Genomic DNA, 17,160 nt, shown 5'->3' with positions numbered 1-17,160 from the left:
TTCCTTTATTGAGCGAATAGGGAGTAGCGAATAGCGAGTAGAAAGAGGCGGCAGCGAGGCGACTGAAAAGTCTATTCACTATTCCCTACTCTCTACTCACTCACCACATCACCCGAGAATGGCGGCGATCGCCGCGTCGATATCGGCCGGAGCATTCACGGCAACGCCGGAAATATTCTTGTCGATGCGGCGGGCAAGACCCGTCAGCACTTTTCCCGAACCGACTTCGTAAAGCGTGGTGACGCCATTGGCGCCGAACCACTCGACGGTTTCACGCCAACGCACCTGACCGGTGACCTGGGTGACGAGAAGGTTGGCGATCTCTTCGGCATCGGTGACCGGGGCCGCGCGCACATTGGCGACGACCGGCACGACCGGATTGTGCTTTTCGACCTTGTCGAGCGCATGGCGCATGGCGATTGCCGCCGGCGCCATCAGGTCGCTGTGGAAAGGTGCGGAGACCGGCAGCATGATGGCGCGCTTGGCGCCCTTCTCGGTCGCCAGCGCCGCTGCCTTCTCGACCGCCGCCTTGGAACCGGAAATCACCAGCTGGCCGCCGCCATTGTCGTTGGCGATCTGGCAGATGCCGCTATCGCGTGCGGCCACGCAGATGGCTTCGACATCACCATGCTCGAGGCCGATGATCGCCGCCATGGCGCCCTCGCCCACGGGTACGGCCGACTGCATGGCATCGCCACGAATGCGCAGAAGTCGCGCGGTATCGGCCAGCGAGAAGGTGCCGGCGGCACAGAGCGCCGAATATTCGCCGAGCGAATGGCCGGCGACAAAACCGACATGGGTTTTCAGATCGAGGCCACGCGCTTCAAGCACGCGCAGAGCGGCGATCGAAACGGCCATCAGTGCCGGCTGCGCATTGGCGGTCAGCGTCAGCGTGTCTTCCGGGCCGTTCCACATGATCTCGGACAGTTTCTGGCCGAGTGCATCATCAACTTCATCGAAAACCGCGCGGGCTTCCGGAAAGGCGTCGGCAAGGTCTTTGCCCATGCCGACGGTCTGGCTGCCCTGACCGGGAAATGTGAATGCGATGGTCGCAGAAGTGCTCATTGGGGTCGTTTCCTTTCCCTGAATTTGCCTCTCCATTCACATTCCGGCCTTGTAAGTCAAGGGTTTCGGGGTTTTCACGCCCCGTTACCCCCTGTTAACCGCCCAATCAGCCGCCCGAAACGAGGCCCATGACCTCATTGACGCACAGCACCACGAACAGCAGAGCGGATGCACCAAGCAGACCATTGGACAGCCAGCCATTGCGCCACTCTTTTGGCACGCGGGAGGAATTCAAGAGCCAGATGAGGGTAATGGCCAGGAAGGGCATGAAGAAGGCCCCGAGTGCGCCATAGATGATGACGAGCGTGAACGGACGGCCGAACCACAGAAGCGCCATCGGCGGAATGGTGAGCCAGAACAGGTAGAACTTGAAGGCCGGCGTTTTTTCGAGACCTTCGCGCGAACCGCTCTCGCCACCACGCACGGTGCGGACGAAATCCGCGAACAGCAGTGATACGCCATGCCAGACACCGAGAATGGAAGAGATGGTGGTGGCGAAGAAGCCGAACAGGAATGCCTTGGCGACGAACGGACCAAAACGATCCTGCAGAACCTTGTCGAGATCGAGCAGGCCGCGATCACCGGTCGAAAGGGCGATCTGGGCGGTATACAGCAGTTCGGCACCGACGATCAGCATGGCGACGACGAAAATGCCGGTCATGATATAGGCGACGCGGTTGTCGAGGCGCATGACGCCCATCCATGCCGGCGTGCGCCAGCCCTTGGCATTTACCCAATACCCATAGGAAGCCATGGTGATGGTGCCGCCAACGCCGCCGATCAGGCCGAGCGTATAGATGGCGGAGCCTTCCGGGATGCTGGGCACAAGTCCTGTAAGCGCCGCACCGACATCCGGAACGACCAGAATGGCAATACCGACGACGACGATGAACATGATGGCGATGAAGAGCTTCATCACATTCTCGAAGACTTCATAGCGGTTGAACGCCACGAAGGCCGCGCAGACGAGGCCGGACATCATCGCCCATGCCCAGAGCGGTAGGAAGGGGAAGAGTGCCGCAAGCGGCAAGGCCGTCGCGCTCATGGCGGTCGCGCCATACACGAAACCCCAGATCATGATGTAGATGCCAAAATACCAGCTCGTCCATTTGCCGAGCGACTTCCAGCCGTCCAGCATGGTGGAGCCGGTGGCGAGGTGATAACGCGCCGAGCCTTCTGCAAGCGCGATCTTGACGATGCAGCCGATAACAGCGGCCCAGAGGAGCGCGTAACCGAAACGCGAACCGGCAATCAGCGTGGCGACCAGATCGCCTGCCCCGACTCCGGTGACGGCGACCACGATGCCGGGACCGATAAGTTTCCACCGTCCCGTCTTCGGCGGATCGCCGGCATCGGGGAAACCGCGTTCGTCAAATTGCGCACCGTTATCGGCCATTCAGTCCTCCGCAAATTATTTCTACACACGCTCAGTTTTTAAAGCTGAGACGCGCCACTTCGGCATGAATTAGAAAATTTTCAGCGTTTTCGACCCCCACGACATAAAGTTTTCGCGATCTTGCCGCCATCAGGCCGCATTCGTCCCTTGCGCCAAGCCAAATCCCGCTTAAGTTTGGGCGCTTCAAAGACGGGACGATTTTTCCATGAAATTCAACAGACTCGGCCGGACGGATATTTCCGTTTCGGAAATCTGCCTCGGCACCATGACCTGGGGTACACAGAACACGGAAGCCGAAGCCCACGCGCAGATGGATTATGCCGTCGAACAGGGCGTCAACTTTTTCGACACCGCCGAACTTTATCCAACGACGCCGGTCAGCATCGAAACCTACGGCCGAACCGAGGAACATATCGGCACGTGGCTGAAAAAAAGCGGCAGCCGCGAAAAAATCGTGCTCGCCACCAAGATCGCCGGTGGCGGTCGCCCGCATATCCGTGACGGACGACCGATCGAGGCCGCCACCATTCGCGAGGCCGTCGATGCCAGCCTGAAGCGCCTGCAGACCGATTATATCGACCTCTACCAGATCCACTGGCCGAACCGCCCGCATTATCATTTTCGCGGAGCGTGGGAATTTGATGCCTTCGAGCAGGACCGCGAAAAATCCGTGTCCGGCATCACGGAAAAGCTGGAAACCCTCAACGAACTGGTCAAGGCCGGAAAGATCCGCACGATCGGCCTGTCCAACGAAACCGCCTGGGGCACGATGCAATATCTGCGTCAGGCGGAAGAAAAGGGCTTTCCGCGCGTCGTTTCGATCCAGAACGAATACAATCTGCTGTATCGCGCCTTCGATCTCGACATGGCTGAAGTCTCGCATCACGGCGATGTCGGGCTGCTTGCCTATTCACCGCTGGCGGCCGGCCTGCTGACCGGCAAATATCTGGGCGGCACGCGTCCGGCCGGTTCACGCGGCACGATCAACAAGGATCTCGGCGGACGGTTGCAACCGCTGCAGGAACCGGCGGTCGCCGCCTATGTCGAAATTGCGAAAAAACATGGGCTCGACCCGGCGCAACTGGCCATTGCCTTCTGCCTGACAAGGCCGTTCATGGCCTCCGTCATTATCGGCGCGACCAGCATGGAGCAGTTGAAGACGGATATCGGTGCTGCCGACATCGCGCTGTCGGACGAGGTGCTTGCGGATATCGCCAAAATCCACCGGCAGTATCCGGCGCCGATCTGAGGCGCGGCACAAGGCTTATTCTATTGGCGGCACGCGGGCGACTGCGTGCCGTTTTGCGTTCAAACTCTCCGACGATGCCGTCGCAATTTCCGCCACAGGATGAAAAACAGGATGATAAATCCGATGGACAGAAGCGGCGCCACAAGGAACGCCGCGGCATAACCGCAGCTGCCTTCGAAACAGCTTCCGAGCATGCCGGCCTGTGCGGCAAGCGATGCCACGAGCAAGGCCAGAAAGCAGCAGATCAGAATACCGCAGAACGCAATGACAAGACGGATAAGAGTTTTCATCGATGGCGATGTAGCAAGGTAGCGGACCGGATCGCAAGCTCGGATACAGTCACTGATTCGCCGCCGGCCAATTAAGGAATCACTAATTTCCGCCTCCGTCTGTGGATGACCACCCCGATCTGTATCGTCATGAGCCACAAACGGCGCCTGTCGTCGCTCCGGTAATATTCCGTTTACAAACAGAGCACGCGTTTTGTGCACCGCACTTTTCGCCCGCCGATGCCGGCGCTAGCTTTTCCGTCAACCAGTCACAAACCCGCTGCCGATGGCCGCATCCGTTGCGTCCACTATCCCTTTGTTTGCAACCGGCAGCCCAACCGCGGAAGAGAAAACCATGACGATCAACGCCATCAGTTCCCTCCAGCGCTCTCTTTATACCGGCAATGATGCCGCGCTGCTCGTCACCCCAACCATGGGCTCGTCTGCCACCACCATGCCCAGCCAGCCGCTGATCCCGCAAAGTCAGATGGAGGCCGGTTTTCAGAACGATACACGCAATCCCGGCCAATCCCCGCTTGCCAAGATCGTGGAAATTCTCGACCTGATGCGCCCCTTGAAAAAGGATCGCGCCGAAGACGTGGCGCAGAACCCGACGCACGACGATAGCGTGAAGGCAGTTTCCGCCTTTCTCGACGGCCTTGAGGAGAATGAGATTTTCTCGCAGCCTGTCGCTCCCCGCCCGTCAGATCTGCAAGACCTTTACCGGCAGTTCTGAATATATCCGGCATGCACGAAGTGTAGACCCGACGGGGGAACTACACTTTCGCACATCTGTAAAATTCGCTGGTCATTGTTTCGTTTTAAATGTAATATTCAATCATCAAAAAACATCGGATGCGCCGTGCGCGACTGAACAAAAGAATGACATGAGATTTCGCATGGTCGCCCATGGCGACCGCACCATGTACATCCTGCTGATCCACGATGGCGTCAGTGTACCCGCTTGAAAAGCTCCCCGTGGAGTGGTGCGGCTGAACGACACCAGACAGATCGATCCTGGCATTTTTTTCAGCACAATGCGTGCACGCAGACGACGGCTGCCTGCACCGTGTGTTTTCTGCTGAACGATCAAGCGTCGCCGGAGCGTGAGCGACGCCGTCAAGAACATGTGCAATCCGCAGATGAACCACTGGCGCAACGCGAACCGCGATACCCCATCAGGGCAATCGGAGGAGGATGGCATGACACAGACAGCAGCCGATCTGGTGAAGGCAGCCGAAAGAGAGTGGAAACATTGGGGAAGCTCCACCTGGGATCTCAACAACAACAAAAAGCACATCGCCCATACCGATGACGAGGATGCCTTCGCCCGATATGTTATCAGCAATTATAACAAGGCTGGCGGGGGCTCTCCCTCGGTGCAGGACGTGATGAACGACCATTATTTCTGGTCAGCCGTGGGGATTTCCTTTGCCTTTCAGGAAGCCGGTTTTGACAAGACGCAGTTTCCTTTCGCGCAGGCGCATTCCGTCTGGATCCGCAAGTTTATCGCCGCGCGCAAGGATAACGATACGACAGCGCTTTATCATGGCTACAGGCTGACCGAACCGCAGGCGACGCCCGATATAGGCGACGTCATCGGCTACACCTATGCCAGTGTCAGCTTCGAGAAGGCGCAGAAATACTACGACAAAACCACAAGCTATCCTTCCCACACGGATATCGTGGTGGCGAAGCGGGAGCGGGAGATCGACGTTATCGGTTTCAACGTACTGGATTCGGTGACGAAAAAAACGGTTCCGCTCGACAGCAAGGGCCTCATTGCCGACAGAAGCCACAAGTGGTTCGTGGTGCTGAAACGGAAAGCGCTGCACTGACACCCTTGCGTTCCGGCCAAAAATCCGTATAAGCCGCCGTGTTCGACACATCCGGTCTTCTGGCTGGTGGCTGTACGGAGGGCGGGTTCCCGATCGGGAACCGCACGGACCGCAGGGTCCAAGCCTCCCGTGTCTCCGCTCTCGACCGTCTCGAAACAACAACTTTTCTTGCCGGCGTCTTCGCCTTCAGGAGCAGTCGTTGAGGCTTAGCCGCCGAGGTCCGGATGAACACAAACGCAAGAAAAGGCAAAGTTACATGGCTCTTTACGAACACGTATTCCTTGCCCGACAGGATATGTCCGCACAGCAGGTCGACGCCCTCGTAGAACAGTACAAGGGTGTCCTCGAAGCGAATGGCGGCAAGGTCGGGCGCGTAGAAAACTGGGGCTTGAAGTCCCTGACCTACCGCATGAAGAAGAACCGCAAGGCTCACTACGCCCTGATGGACATCGATGCTCCGGCTGCTGCCGTGCACGAAATGGAACGTCAGATGCGCATCAACGAAGACGTTCTTCGCTACATGACGATCGCCGTCGAGAAGCACGAAGAAGGTCCGTCTGCCATGATGCAGAAGCGCGACCGTGACGACCGTCCGCGTCGTGACGGCGACGACCGTGGCCCCCGCCGCGAGTTCGGTGACCGCCCGCCGCGTCGTGACGGCGACTTCCAGCGCGCGCCGCGTCCGGCTCGCGAAGCTTAATCGGCTAGAAGGGATCAAACACAATGGCTGAATCTTCTCCGGCTCGCCGCCCGTTCCATCGTCGTCGCAAGACCTGCCCGTTCTCGGGTGCAAACGCGCCGAAGATCGACTACAAGGACGTTCGTCTGCTGCAGCGCTACATTTCTGAGCGCGGCAAGATCGTTCCTTCGCGTATCACCGCAGTTTCCCAGAAGAAGCAGCGCGAACTGGCCCAGGCCATCAAGCGCGCCCGCTTCCTCGGCCTGCTGCCGTACGTCGTCGCTTAATTGAACTGCCGACCCTCAGATTCCTAATCTGAGGGTCGTTTCCCTTCCGCGTTGGGCGCGGATCGGACCCAAGAATACCAAAACCCATGTTGGGGATTTAGGCACTCCGCCCTCCCCTAACTGCTCGATACGCAGGACAGCGAAACAGTGAACGCACAGATAAAGACAGTATTGCCGACCGGCATCATCGCCGGCATTGCCGCGACCATGCTGGTGCTGGGCGCGTCCACGCAGTCGATTCTTTCGATCATTCTGTTTGCGTCCTCCGCTCTTCCCATTCTGATTGCCGGCCTCGGCTGGGGCAATCGCGCCGCGATCATCGCCATCGTGACATCCGCCGTGCTCGGCTCGATCATGGTGTCGCCAATGTTTGCGCTTGCGATCGGCGCCTTCACGCTGGTTCCGGCCGGCTGGCTGTCGCACCTGGCCAATCTGGCGCGCCCGGCCTCCGAACTCGGCGGCCCGGACAATCTGATGGCCTGGTATCCGATCTCGGATATCCTCATGCATCTGTGCGGCCTCATCACCATCGCCCTGATCATTCTGGGCGTGATGATCGGTTACGGCCCCGACCTGACCAATTCCTTCGTTGACGCCATGGGTGAGTCCCTGAAAGCCCCCGGCTCCGAATTCGCCTCCGATCCGCAAGCGCTCGCACAGATGCAGGAAAGCCTGACCCTGATGAAGCCGCTGCTGGTGGTGATGCTGCCGATGGGCCAGGGCGCCGCCTGGGTGACCATGCTGTTTGCCGCCTTCTATTTCGCGGTGCGCATCGTCTCCCGCTCCGGCCGTGCGCTTCGCCCGCGCGAAGACATGCCGTCTGCCCTGCGCATGAACCGTCATGCCATTTTCATCTTCCTCGCCGGCATCCTGATGATGTTTGCCGGTGGTGTGCCGGCCATGATCGGTGCCACCATCTGCGGCACGTTCGGCGCCGGCTTTCTGCTGGCCGGCTTCGCCTCTTTGCATTTCCGCACACTTGGCAAGGATTGGCGCGTGCCGGTCCTGACCCTCTGCTACATGTCGACGATTTTCACGCTGCCGGCCATCGGTATCATGATCCTCGGCCTCTTCGATACCCGCCGCACGATCGCACTGACACCGGTGAAGGCTGCGGACGGCAAAAAGACCAATACAGATATCAACGAACAGAACTGACACCCGAAAGGATAAAACAATGGACGTCATTCTTCTTGAGCGCATCGCCAAGCTTGGCCAGATGGGCGAAACCGTAAAGGTCAAGGACGGCTTTGCCCGCAACTTCCTTCTGCCGCAGGGCAAGGCACTGCGTTCCAACGAAGCCAACAAGAAGCGTTTCGAAGCCGAACGCGCTACCCTTGAAGCCCGTAACCTCGAGCGCAAGGGCGAAGCCCAGTCGGTTGCCGACGTTCTCGGCGGCAAGACCTTCCTCGTCGTCCGTTCGGCCGGCGAAACCGGTCAGCTGTACGGCTCTGTTGCTGCCCGCGACATCGTTGAAATTCTCGGCGCCGAAGGCTTCAACATCGGCCGCAACCAGGTCGACCTGAACACCCCGATCAAGGCTATCGGCCTGCACTCGGTTGTTCTGCACCTGCATTCGGAAGTCGAAATCGAAATCCAGCTCAACGTTGCCCGTTCGGCTGAAGAAGCAGAACGCCAGGCCAAGGGCGAAAGCCTCACCTCGGCCGACGCCATCTACGGCGTTGACGAAGATGCCCTGCGTCCGGAAGACTTCTTCGATCCGGAAGCCGACCAGGACGGCGACGACGAGTAATATTTTTCTCGCAGATCTTTCTGCGGGGAGCGCCCGGGCTTCACGGCCCGGGCGTTTTTGTTTGTCGGCCTCGCGACAATATGCATAGGACCGGTACCTAACCGGTTTCGACTCGAACTCAGATGCGTTAGACTCACCTAATGTGAAGCCGAGTCGCATCCGCCGCACAGTCAATCGGATTTGCCACTTCGTTGCGTTTTTTCTGACGCCTGTGAACTGCTGTGGGAAATGCTTTTCTCGTCGGTCCGGCGTTCCAAGCCGCGCCTAATGCTTCTACAAGCAGACGATACCGAAAGACGCTGACGACCAGACCGCAAAAGACGGATAATAGAACCTATGAACGAAGTTCCGCGCAAACTTGCCAATATCCAGCCCGCAGAGCCGCATTACCGCGAAGCTCCGAACAATATCGAGGCGGAACAGGCCCTGCTCGGCGCGATCCTCGTCAACAATGATGCCTATTACCGCGTTTCGGACTTTCTGAAGCCACCGCATCTGCATGAACCGCTGCATCGCAAGATTTTCGAGGTTGCCGGCGATATCATCCGCATGGGCAAGACCGCGACGCCGGTGACGCTGAAAAACTTCCTGCCCGCCGATCAGAAGGTCGGCGACATGACGGTGGCGCAATATCTTGCGCGCCTCGCCGCCGAAGCCGTATCGATCATCAACGCCGAAGATTATGGCCGCGCCATCTACGATCTGGCGCTGCGCCGCGCGCTGATCACCATCGGCGAGGACATGGTCAACATCGCCTATGACGCGCCGCTCGACATGCCACCACAGGCGCAGATCGAAGACACCGAACGCCGCCTGTTCGAGCTTGCCGAAACCGGCCGTTACGATGGTGGTTTCCAGTCGTTCAACGATGCCGTGGCGCTCGCCATCGACATGGCCGGCCAGGCCTATGAGCGCGATGGCCACCTTTCCGGCATTTCCACCGGCATCATGTCGCTCGACGGCAAGATGGGCGGCCTGCAGCGTTCCGACTTGATCGTGCTGGCCGGACGTCCGGGCATGGGTAAAACCTCGCTTGCCACCAACATCGCCTACAATATCGCAGCCGCCTACGAGCCGGAAGTGCAGCCGGATGGCTCCTTCAAGGCCAAGAACGGCGGCGTCGTCGGTTTCTATTCGCTCGAAATGTCATCCGAACAGCTGGCGACACGTATCATCTCCGAGCAGACCGAAGTGTCCTCGTCAAAAATCCGCCGTGGTGACATTACCGAAGCCGATTTCGAAAAGCTGGTCGCCTGCTCCCAGATGATGCAGAAAGTGCCGCTGTTCATCGACCAGACCGGTGGTATCTCGATCGCCCAGCTATCGGCACGCGCCCGCCGCCTGAAGCGCCAGCGCGGCCTTGATTGCCTGGTGGTGGACTATATCCAGCTGATGACCGGGTCGGGCAAATCCGGCGAAAACCGCGTGCAGGAAATCACCCAGATCACCACGGGCCTGAAATCGCTCGGCAAGGAACTGAACGTTCCGATCATCGCGCTGTCGCAGCTGTCGCGTGGTGTGGAAAGCCGCGAAGACAAGCGTCCCCAGCTTTCCGACCTTCGTGAATCCGGCTCGATCGAGCAGGACGCCGACGTGGTGCTCTTCGTGTTCCGTGAGGAATATTACGTCAAGAACATGGAACCACGCGACCTTTCCGATCCCAAATATCCGGAATGGGAAACGCTGATGGACAAGGTCAAGGGGACGGCGGACGTCATTATCGCCAAGCAGCGCCACGGACCGACCGGCACCGTCAAACTCGCCTTCCAGTCGGAGTTTACGCGTTTTGCGGATCTCGCCGAGCCGAGCTTTACCCATTACGAAGAGCCGTGATCGTGGCGTTTGCGGATCGTCTGGCTTCGAGCTTTCGCGCATTGAGGGGATTGCTGGCCGGCGGCGGCGATGCCGCTGCGGATAATGCTCCATCTCCCCCTCTCGATGCGAATGCCACGTTTGACAAGCTGAAGACGCTGGCACGTCCCGCTTCACTTGCGACCGTCGGCGGTTTCCGCCCACCGGAAGATCCTACCTGCTCGTGGTTCATGCGAGGTTGCGGGCTTGCCGGAGAAACGGTTCCGGAATGGCGCGGTGAACCGATGGTTCCGCTGTTGCAGATCCGCGTCGATGAATTGCCGTTCGTGCCGGAGCAGATAAGTCATGCCGCCCTTATCGTCCTGTTTCGGGCGCCATCCGCACCGCTTACAGCAACCCCGCATGGCGAGGGCTGGTTGATCCGCGAATATACCACACTGGACGGTCTGCAGCCGTTTCCGGCTGTCGAAGCGCCTTTCAAAAGCTTTCCGGTGCAATGGACCCGAGCCGACGACGATTCTCCCGGCTGGGAGGATGCCTGGAGCTTGCTGGACCTGACGAGCATCAACCGGGATGAAGCCGCTTTTGACCGCTTTTTCGATGAGTTCGCGCGATACTCTGCCACCAAGGTCGGCGGTTATCCTTATGAAATCCAGCACGGCGCGGGGGTCGAGGATTTCGTGTTTCAGGTTGGCTCCGAAGACAAGGCACACTGGATGTGGGGCGACAGCGGTGTCGCTTATTTCCATCGAACCGAAGACGGAACCTGGCGCTTCGACTGCCAGTTCTACTGATCCTGCAAGATCATCAAAAGATGGCCGCTCCGCCTGTACCATAATTCTCAGAAGCGGCTTTCCTCCCGGCAGCGAAGCCTATAGGGTCGCCGCACAATCGCCCCATTGCATGAGTGCCTCCCCATGAACGAAATGATCGACATCTCCGAATCCGACGATTTCGACAACGGCATTGCTTACGATCCGTTCGACGTGGCGCCGGTGCGGCTCACCGTCGATCTCGGCGCACTCTGCGACAACTGGCGTGACATGGCGCGCCGTTCAGGAAACGCCCGCACCGCTGCCGTGGTCAAGGCAGATGCTTATGGCCTCGGTTTGGAAGACTGTGGAACCGCCCTTTACGAAGCCGGCGCCCGCGATTTTTTTGTGGCCGTGCCGCAGGAAGGCGCGACCTTGCGCACCTATGCGCCCGATGCCCGTATTTATGTCCTCTCCGGCATCTGGCCGGGTCAGGAAGACTTTTTTTTCGATCATGATCTGGTGCCGGTTCTGGCATCGGAAGAGCAGCTTGCCTTCTGGATGTCAGTGATTGCCGACCGCGACGAACATCCTTGCGCGCTGCAGGTCGATACTGGCTTCAATCGCCTTGGTCTGCCGCTCGAAGATGCGCTGGCGCTGGCCGATGACGTGTCGCGCCCGGCCAGTTTTGCCCCGGTTCTGGTGATGTCGCACCTGCATAGCGGCGACAATCCGTCATCGCCGCTGAGCCGCGTGCAGCTTCAGGCATTTCAACAGGTTGCCGAGGCCTTCGAAGGTATCGAGGCAAGTCTTTCCGCGTCGGCCGGCATCTTTCTCGGCCCGGAATATCATTTTGACCTCACCCGCCCAGGTATCGCAGTCTACGGCGGCGAGGCCGTCAACGGCATGCAGCCGCTGAAGCCCGTTGCCAAGGCGGAAGCCCGCATCATCCAGATCCGCGAGGCCGCTGCCGGTTCGACCGTCAGCTACGGCGCCACCCACCAGTTGTCGCGCAACAGTCGCCTTGCTGTTGTCTCCGCCGGTTATGCCGATGGTTACCTGCGCTCGCTTTCCGGCTCGGGCGTACCCTTGCGCGCCGGCGGCACGCCCGGTGCCTTTGGTTTCGTCGGCAATACGCGCGTGCCGGTGCTCGGCCGCGTGACCATGGACATGGTGATCTTCGACATTACCGACGTGCCGGAAGGCGACGTGCGTGTCGGTGATTATATCGAACTATTCGGCCCCAATGTGGCGCTCGACGAGACCGCCCGCGCCGGCGGCACGATCGGTTACGAACTCCTGACGAGCCTCGGCCTGCGCCACGAGCGCCGTTATATCGACGCCAACGACTGATCTCTTTGCAAAGCCCCCCTTGGAAGCCAATGGGGGGCATGCTAAAAGAGAACAAAAGGAGATCGAAATGACCGAGATCCATCTCAGTGAGCAGGACCGGGACTTCATTGCAGAGCAATTGAAGGACGGGCGCTATCGGAACGCAGAGGAAGTGGTCGCCGCCGGGCTGCGCCTGCTCGGCAGCGAAGAAGGCCAAGTTCAGGAACTCCGCCACCTGATCCAGCAAGGCATTGATGACATTGATGCCGGACGCGTGATGACATTTGCAAATGCCGATGAACTGACTGCCCATATTTTGCAAATGGCGGAGGAACGGAAGGATGCGGCCTCGTCAGTTGAAAATGTCGTTCGAGGCTCTGAACGATCTTCTCGGCATCTATGAGTATATCGCGCAATTCGATCCGATAGCCGCAAGGCGCTTCCTTGACGACATCAACAGCAAGATCGAATGGATGGCCAATCTGGGGATTACCGGAAGCCCGCGCGATTTCATCCCTGATCTTCGTGCCTTTCCCTACCGGAAACGCTGCATCTATTTCTTTATCGATGACGAGAAGCTTTCGGTCCTTCGCATTCTGCATGGCCGGCAGAAAATCTCGCCTGACGACTTTTTGACCTTCTACCAAACCAAAGAAAAAGACTGACCCTTCCCCATGGCAAAACCCAAAACTCAATTCGTGTGCCAAAACTGCGGCACGGTGCATAACCGCTGGGCCGGCAAATGCGAAGGCTGCGGCGAGTGGAACACCATCGTCGAGGAAGACCCGATGGGCGGCATCGGCTCCGGGCCCGGCAAGGTGCCGAAAAAGGGGCGTGCCGTGACGCTCACCACGCTTTCGGGCGAAACCGAGGAAGCACCGCGCGTCCAGACCGGCATTTCCGAACTCGACCGCGCCACCGGCGGCGGTTTTGTACGCGGTTCGGTCGTGCTGGTCGGCGGTGATCCCGGCATCGGCAAATCGACACTTCTCATGCAGGCCGCCGCCGCCCTGTCGCGCCGCAAGCAGCGCATCATCTATGTCTCGGGTGAAGAAGCCGTCGCCCAGGTGCGTCTGCGTGCCCAGCGTCTGGGTGCTGCCGATACCGATGTGCTGCTCGCCGCAGAAACCAACGTCGAAGACATTCTCGCCACGATTTCCGAAGGCAAGCGCCCCGACCTCGTCATCATCGACTCCATCCAGACACTGTGGAGCGATACCGCCGACTCGGCACCCGGCACGGTGACGCAGGTGCGCACCGGTGTGCAGGCGATGATCCGCTTTGCCAAACAGACGGGCGCGGCCATGGTTCTCGTCGGCCATGTCACCAAGGAAGGCCAGATCGCCGGCCCGCGTGTGGTCGAGCATATGGTCGATGCCGTGCTTTATTTCGAAGGTGATCGCGGCCATCACTATCGCGTTCTCCGAACTGTCAAAAACCGCTTCGGCCCCACCGACGAAATCGGCGTGTTCGAAATGTCGGATCGCGGCCTGCGCGAAGTCACCAATCCGTCCGAATTGTTTTTGGGTGAGCGCAATGCCAAATCTCCGGGTGCAGCCGTGTTTGCCGGCATGGAGGGCACGCGCCCGGTTCTCGTCGAAGTGCAGGCGCTCGTCGCCCCCACCTCGCTCGGCACGCCGCGCCGCGCCGTGGTTGGCTGGGATTCATCCCGCCTCGCCATGATCCTTGCCGTGCTCGAAGCCCATTGCGGCGTACGGCTTGGCCAGCATGACGTGTATCTGAACGTAGCGGGCGGTTACCGCATCTCAGAACCGGCGGCGGATATGGCCATTGCATCCGCCCTCGTCTCCTCGCTTGCAGATACCCCGCTGCCACCGGATTGCGTGTTTTTCGGCGAAATCAGCCTGTCCGGCGCAGTACGTCCCGTCTCACAAACGGCACAGCGACTGAAGGAAGCCGAAAAGCTCGGGTTTGCCGGCGCCATGCTGCCCGCCACCTCGGCCGAACTGCCCAAGGGCGGCAATGCGCGATGGACCAAGATCGAGGACCTGCCCGATCTCGTCTCCCGCATCGCCGGATCGGCAAAGAAACTGGGGAAACAGGACGGTGAGGATTGATCTTCCGTTACCGAGACGACTGATGTAAGAGGGCAGCGATAAGGACGTCAGTGCCTTTTCGGCACACGTCACGAAAGGCGACCGGCTCGCCTTTGAAATTCCGGCCCCGTCGCCGATCAAGTTCTGGAGTAGGTAGTTTATGCCCATCACGATTTTCGACGGTATCGTCATCGGCGTCACGCTGTTTTCGGCCGTGCTCGCCATGGTCCGCGGCTTTTCCCGCGAAGTGCTGTCGATTGCCAGCTGGGTCGGCTCGGTTGCCGCCGCCTATTATCTCTACCCTCTGGTCCTGCCTTACGCCAAGAATTACACGGCCGACGACAAGATCGCCCTTGCGGCTTCGGTGGGTATCATCTTCCTGATCGCATTGATCATCATCACATTCATCACCACCAAGATCGCCGACTTCATCATCGACAGCCGCATCGGCGCACTGGATCGCACGCTGGGCTTCCTGTTCGGCGCAGCCCGCGGCATTCTCCTTCTCGTCGTGGCGCTTGCCTTCTGGAATTGGCTGGTGGGTGCACAGGCACAGCCGGACTGGGTCAAGAATGCCAAGTCGAAACCCTTCATGGACTCTTTGGTCGTGCGCCTGGTGGCGGCACTGCCGGAAAATGTCGAGGCCAAGGCGCGTGCCCGTCTGAGCGGCGAAGCCGAACCCGGTGAAACCGGCCAGGAACAGGCGCCGTCCGACGAAGCGCCGTCAACAAATAATTGACGATATGTTGTGCTTGATCGGCAGTCAGACGTCACCATTTGTGCTATCAAGCAACTGAACAGGATGAAGGCCGGATTTCGGGCAGACGTGACAGCCCGCCCGGCCTCTTCGTTTTTCCTATACGAAAGCAAGGTCCAGCAGAGATGAGTCAGCCGGTTTCGCAGGGCATTATCAACGATTTGGATGGCGATACGCTGCATGAAGAATGCGGCGTGTTCGGCATTCTGGGGCATCCCGACGCGGCGACGCTGACGGCACTCGGCCTGCACGCGCTGCAGCACCGGGGCCAGGAAGCCGCCGGCATCGTCACTTTCGACGGTCTGCGCTTCCACTCGGAACGCCGCATGGGCCTCGTCGGCGATCACTATACTGACCCCGCGACGCTCGCCAAACTGCCGGGCGACATCTCGATCGGCCATGTGCGTTATTCCACCACCGGTGAAGTGGCGCTGCGCAACGTGCAGCCGCTGTTTGCCGAACTGGAAGTCGGCGGCATCGCTATCGCCCATAACGGCAATTTCACCAACGGCCTGACGCTGCGTCGCCAGTTGATCGCCGGTGGCGCCATCTGTCAGTCCACTTCCGATACCGAAGTCGTCCTGCACCTCATCGCCCGTTCGCGTTATTCCTCCACGGCAGACCGTTTCATCGATGCGGTGCGCCAGATGGAAGGCGGTTATTCGATGCTGGCCATGACCCGCACCAAGCTGATCGCCGCCCGCGACCCCACCGGCATCCGTCCGTTGGTCATGGGCGAACTCGACGGCAAGCCGGTGTTCTGTTCGGAAACCTGCGCGCTCGATATCATCGGCGCAAAATACGTACGTGACGTCGAAAACGGCGAAGTCATCATCTGCGAAACGCAGCCGGATGGCTCGATCTCGATCGATGCCCGCAAGGCCGGTAACGGCCAGCCGGAACGCCTGTGCCTGTTCGAATATGTCTATTTCGCCCGCCCTGACTCGGTTGTCGGCGGTCGCTCGGTTTATGTTGCCCGCAAGAACATGGGCATCAACCTTGCCAAGGAAGCCCCGGTAGAGGCCGACGTCGTCGTGCCGGTTCCGGATGGCGGCACGCCCGCGGCCCTCGGTTATGCGCAGGAAAGCGGCATTCCGTTCGAATACGGCATCATCCGCAACCACTATGTCGGCCGCACCTTCATCGAGCCGACGCAGCAGATCCGGGCGCTCGGCGTCAAGCTGAAGCATTCCGCCAACCGGGCGATGATCGACGGCAAGCGTGTCGTGCTGGTCGACGATTCCGTTGTTCGTGGCACCACGTCGCTGAAAATCGTGCAGATGATCCGCGATGCCGGCGCCAAGGAAGTGCATCTGCGTGTTGCCAGCCCGATGATCTACTACCCGGACTTCTACGGCATCGACACACCGGACCGCGACAAGCTGCTCGCCAACCAGTACGAAGACCTGGAAGCGATGTGCAAGTATATCGGTTGCGACAGCCTCGAATTCCTGTCGATCAACGGGCTTTACCGTGCCGTTGGCGGCGAGGATCGCAATGATGCGCGCCCGCAGTTCACCGACCATTATTTTACCGGCGATTACCCGACCCGCCTTCTCGACAAGGACGGCGAAGCGGTCGGCCGCAAGGTTTCGCTTCTGGCCAGCAACGGCTGATCCGGCACCTCTCGTAGCTCAAGGGCGCTCGTTCCAGGACGGGCGCCTTTTTCGTTTGGAACGTTGTTGCGACTGACAAAAGGCCGCACCCACCATCACAGGGCGCATTGATCCGGGTCAAAAGGCGGGCGATGAAATTTTGGCATATTACTCCCGCAATGGAGACGACGTGCCGTGTCGATTTTTATGCCTCTTTTCAGCCGCCCCGCCAGTAGCAGTCTTGCTGCGCGCACCTGCGTTCCATCGAACCGACATGCCGATGGCAGGGTGGCGCGGCCACGTTACCCCGGCTGCGCGC

At 59.6% G+C, this 17,160-nt stretch carries 18 protein-coding genes; 15 read left to right on the top strand and 3 right to left on the bottom strand.

Annotated elements, in window-relative coordinates:
• Positions 1–108 precede the first annotated feature (108 nt).
• Complete coding sequence (fabD, locus tag ACRQ1B_RS25370) at positions 109–1,065, bottom strand: ACP S-malonyltransferase (RefSeq protein WP_432296906.1); 957 nt, start codon at positions 1,063–1,065, stop codon at positions 109–111.
• 106 nt (positions 1,066–1,171) lie between these two features.
• Entirely contained in the window at positions 1,172–2,461 is a 1,290-nt protein-coding gene (locus ACRQ1B_RS25365) for an Nramp family divalent metal transporter (RefSeq protein ID WP_432296905.1), read from the bottom strand.
• Between the two features lie 205 nt (positions 2,462–2,666).
• Here ACRQ1B_RS25365 and ACRQ1B_RS25360 point away from each other — a divergent pair, with 205 nt between their 5' ends.
• Positions 2,667–3,710: an aldo/keto reductase gene (locus ACRQ1B_RS25360; protein WP_432296904.1), complete on the top strand. Its 1,044-nt coding sequence runs from the start codon at positions 2,667–2,669 to the stop codon at positions 3,708–3,710.
• 59 nt (positions 3,711–3,769) lie between these two features.
• Here ACRQ1B_RS25360 and ACRQ1B_RS25355 read toward each other — a convergent pair whose 3' ends face one another.
• On the bottom strand, positions 3,770–4,138 hold the full coding sequence (locus ACRQ1B_RS25355) for a hypothetical protein (protein ID WP_432296903.1): 369 nt from the start codon (positions 4,136–4,138) through the stop codon (positions 3,770–3,772).
• A gap of 196 nt (positions 4,139–4,334) precedes the next feature.
• Here ACRQ1B_RS25355 and ACRQ1B_RS25350 point away from each other — a divergent pair, with 196 nt between their 5' ends.
• From ACRQ1B_RS25350 to purF, 14 genes are all read left to right on the top strand, one after another.
• Complete coding sequence (locus ACRQ1B_RS25350) at positions 4,335–4,715, top strand: hypothetical protein (RefSeq protein WP_432296902.1); 381 nt, start codon at positions 4,335–4,337, stop codon at positions 4,713–4,715.
• 466 nt (positions 4,716–5,181) lie between these two features.
• Entirely contained in the window at positions 5,182–5,817 is a 636-nt protein-coding gene (locus tag ACRQ1B_RS25345; protein WP_432296901.1) for a DUF2272 domain-containing protein, read from the top strand.
• 256 nt (positions 5,818–6,073) lie between these two features.
• On the top strand, positions 6,074–6,517 hold the full coding sequence (gene rpsF, locus ACRQ1B_RS25340) for a 30S ribosomal protein S6 (RefSeq protein ID WP_112728512.1): 444 nt from the start codon (positions 6,074–6,076) through the stop codon (positions 6,515–6,517).
• Between the two features lie 23 nt (positions 6,518–6,540).
• Positions 6,541–6,783 carry a 30S ribosomal protein S18 gene (gene rpsR, locus ACRQ1B_RS25335; RefSeq protein ID WP_112728513.1) on the top strand — a complete coding sequence of 81 codons (243 nt, stop codon included), beginning with the start codon at positions 6,541–6,543 and terminating at the stop codon, positions 6,781–6,783.
• 207 nt (positions 6,784–6,990) lie between these two features.
• Positions 6,991–7,941, top strand: a complete 951-nt coding sequence (locus ACRQ1B_RS25330; RefSeq protein ID WP_432297049.1) for a DUF2232 domain-containing protein — start codon at positions 6,991–6,993, stop codon at positions 7,939–7,941.
• A 19-nt stretch (positions 7,942–7,960) separates the two neighbouring features.
• Complete coding sequence (rplI, locus tag ACRQ1B_RS25325) at positions 7,961–8,536, top strand: 50S ribosomal protein L9 (protein WP_432296900.1); 576 nt, start codon at positions 7,961–7,963, stop codon at positions 8,534–8,536.
• A 336-nt stretch (positions 8,537–8,872) separates the two neighbouring features.
• Positions 8,873–10,369: a replicative DNA helicase gene (locus ACRQ1B_RS25320; protein ID WP_432296899.1), complete on the top strand. Its 1,497-nt coding sequence runs from the start codon at positions 8,873–8,875 to the stop codon at positions 10,367–10,369.
• Positions 10,370–10,371: 2 nt separating this feature from the next.
• Entirely contained in the window at positions 10,372–11,142 is a 771-nt protein-coding gene (locus tag ACRQ1B_RS25315) for a DUF1963 domain-containing protein (RefSeq protein ID WP_432296898.1), read from the top strand.
• A 123-nt stretch (positions 11,143–11,265) separates the two neighbouring features.
• The gene (gene alr / locus ACRQ1B_RS25310) at positions 11,266–12,453 is read left to right on the top strand and encodes an alanine racemase (RefSeq protein ID WP_432296897.1); all 1,188 of its coding nucleotides are present in this window, start codon (positions 11,266–11,268) and stop codon (positions 12,451–12,453) included.
• A gap of 67 nt (positions 12,454–12,520) precedes the next feature.
• Positions 12,521–12,835 carry a type II toxin-antitoxin system ParD family antitoxin gene (locus ACRQ1B_RS25305; protein ID WP_432296896.1) on the top strand — a complete coding sequence of 105 codons (315 nt, stop codon included), beginning with the start codon at positions 12,521–12,523 and terminating at the stop codon, positions 12,833–12,835.
• The gene (locus ACRQ1B_RS25300) at positions 12,795–13,097 is read left to right on the top strand and encodes a type II toxin-antitoxin system RelE/ParE family toxin (RefSeq protein WP_432296895.1); all 303 of its coding nucleotides are present in this window, start codon (positions 12,795–12,797) and stop codon (positions 13,095–13,097) included. The genes ACRQ1B_RS25305 and ACRQ1B_RS25300 overlap by 41 nt, the downstream gene beginning before the upstream one ends.
• A 9-nt stretch (positions 13,098–13,106) precedes the next feature.
• On the top strand, positions 13,107–14,510 hold the full coding sequence (gene radA / locus ACRQ1B_RS25295) for a DNA repair protein RadA (protein WP_432296894.1): 1,404 nt from the start codon (positions 13,107–13,109) through the stop codon (positions 14,508–14,510).
• Between the two features lie 139 nt (positions 14,511–14,649).
• Positions 14,650–15,228, top strand: coding sequence for a CvpA family protein (locus tag ACRQ1B_RS25290; protein WP_432296893.1), 579 nt, complete (start codon positions 14,650–14,652; stop codon positions 15,226–15,228).
• 143 nt (positions 15,229–15,371) lie between these two features.
• Positions 15,372–16,862, top strand: coding sequence for an amidophosphoribosyltransferase (gene purF / locus ACRQ1B_RS25285; RefSeq protein WP_432296892.1), 1,491 nt, complete (start codon positions 15,372–15,374; stop codon positions 16,860–16,862).
• The last annotated feature ends 298 nt before the right edge of the window (positions 16,863–17,160 follow it).

The sequence above is a fragment of the Endobacterium panacihumi genome (assembly GCF_050847465.1).
Taxonomy (GTDB): Bacteria; Pseudomonadota; Alphaproteobacteria; order Rhizobiales; family Rhizobiaceae; genus Neorhizobium; species Neorhizobium panacihumi.
The sequence above is the reverse complement of the archived record's forward strand: the minus strand, read 5'-3'. Positions and strand labels throughout refer to the sequence as shown.

Excerpts from the sequence above, each read along its gene's own strand:
- fabD (WP_432296906.1), bottom strand. The coding sequence starts at position 1,065 with ATGAGCACTTCTGCGACCATCGCATTCACATTTCCCGGTCAGGGCAGC.
- ACRQ1B_RS25365 (WP_432296905.1), bottom strand. The coding sequence starts at position 2,461 with ATGGCCGATAACGGTGCGCAATTTGACGAACGCGGTTTCCCCGATGCC.
- ACRQ1B_RS25360 (WP_432296904.1), top strand. The coding sequence starts at position 2,667 with ATGAAATTCAACAGACTCGGCCGGACGGATATTTCCGTTTCGGAAATC.
- ACRQ1B_RS25350 (WP_432296902.1), top strand. The coding sequence starts at position 4,335 with ATGACGATCAACGCCATCAGTTCCCTCCAGCGCTCTCTTTATACCGGC.
- ACRQ1B_RS25345 (WP_432296901.1), top strand. The coding sequence starts at position 5,182 with ATGACACAGACAGCAGCCGATCTGGTGAAGGCAGCCGAAAGAGAGTGG.
- rpsF (WP_112728512.1), top strand. The coding sequence starts at position 6,074 with ATGGCTCTTTACGAACACGTATTCCTTGCCCGACAGGATATGTCCGCA.
- rpsR (WP_112728513.1), top strand. The coding sequence starts at position 6,541 with ATGGCTGAATCTTCTCCGGCTCGCCGCCCGTTCCATCGTCGTCGCAAG.
- ACRQ1B_RS25330 (WP_432297049.1), top strand. The coding sequence starts at position 6,991 with ATGCTGGTGCTGGGCGCGTCCACGCAGTCGATTCTTTCGATCATTCTG.
- rplI (WP_432296900.1), top strand. The coding sequence starts at position 7,961 with ATGGACGTCATTCTTCTTGAGCGCATCGCCAAGCTTGGCCAGATGGGC.
- ACRQ1B_RS25320 (WP_432296899.1), top strand. The coding sequence starts at position 8,873 with ATGAACGAAGTTCCGCGCAAACTTGCCAATATCCAGCCCGCAGAGCCG.
- alr (WP_432296897.1), top strand. The coding sequence starts at position 11,266 with ATGAACGAAATGATCGACATCTCCGAATCCGACGATTTCGACAACGGC.
- ACRQ1B_RS25305 (WP_432296896.1), top strand. The coding sequence starts at position 12,521 with ATGACCGAGATCCATCTCAGTGAGCAGGACCGGGACTTCATTGCAGAG.
- ACRQ1B_RS25300 (WP_432296895.1), top strand. The coding sequence starts at position 12,795 with ATGTCGTTCGAGGCTCTGAACGATCTTCTCGGCATCTATGAGTATATC.
- radA (WP_432296894.1), top strand. The coding sequence starts at position 13,107 with ATGGCAAAACCCAAAACTCAATTCGTGTGCCAAAACTGCGGCACGGTG.
- ACRQ1B_RS25290 (WP_432296893.1), top strand. The coding sequence starts at position 14,650 with ATGCCCATCACGATTTTCGACGGTATCGTCATCGGCGTCACGCTGTTT.
- purF (WP_432296892.1), top strand. The coding sequence starts at position 15,372 with ATGAGTCAGCCGGTTTCGCAGGGCATTATCAACGATTTGGATGGCGAT.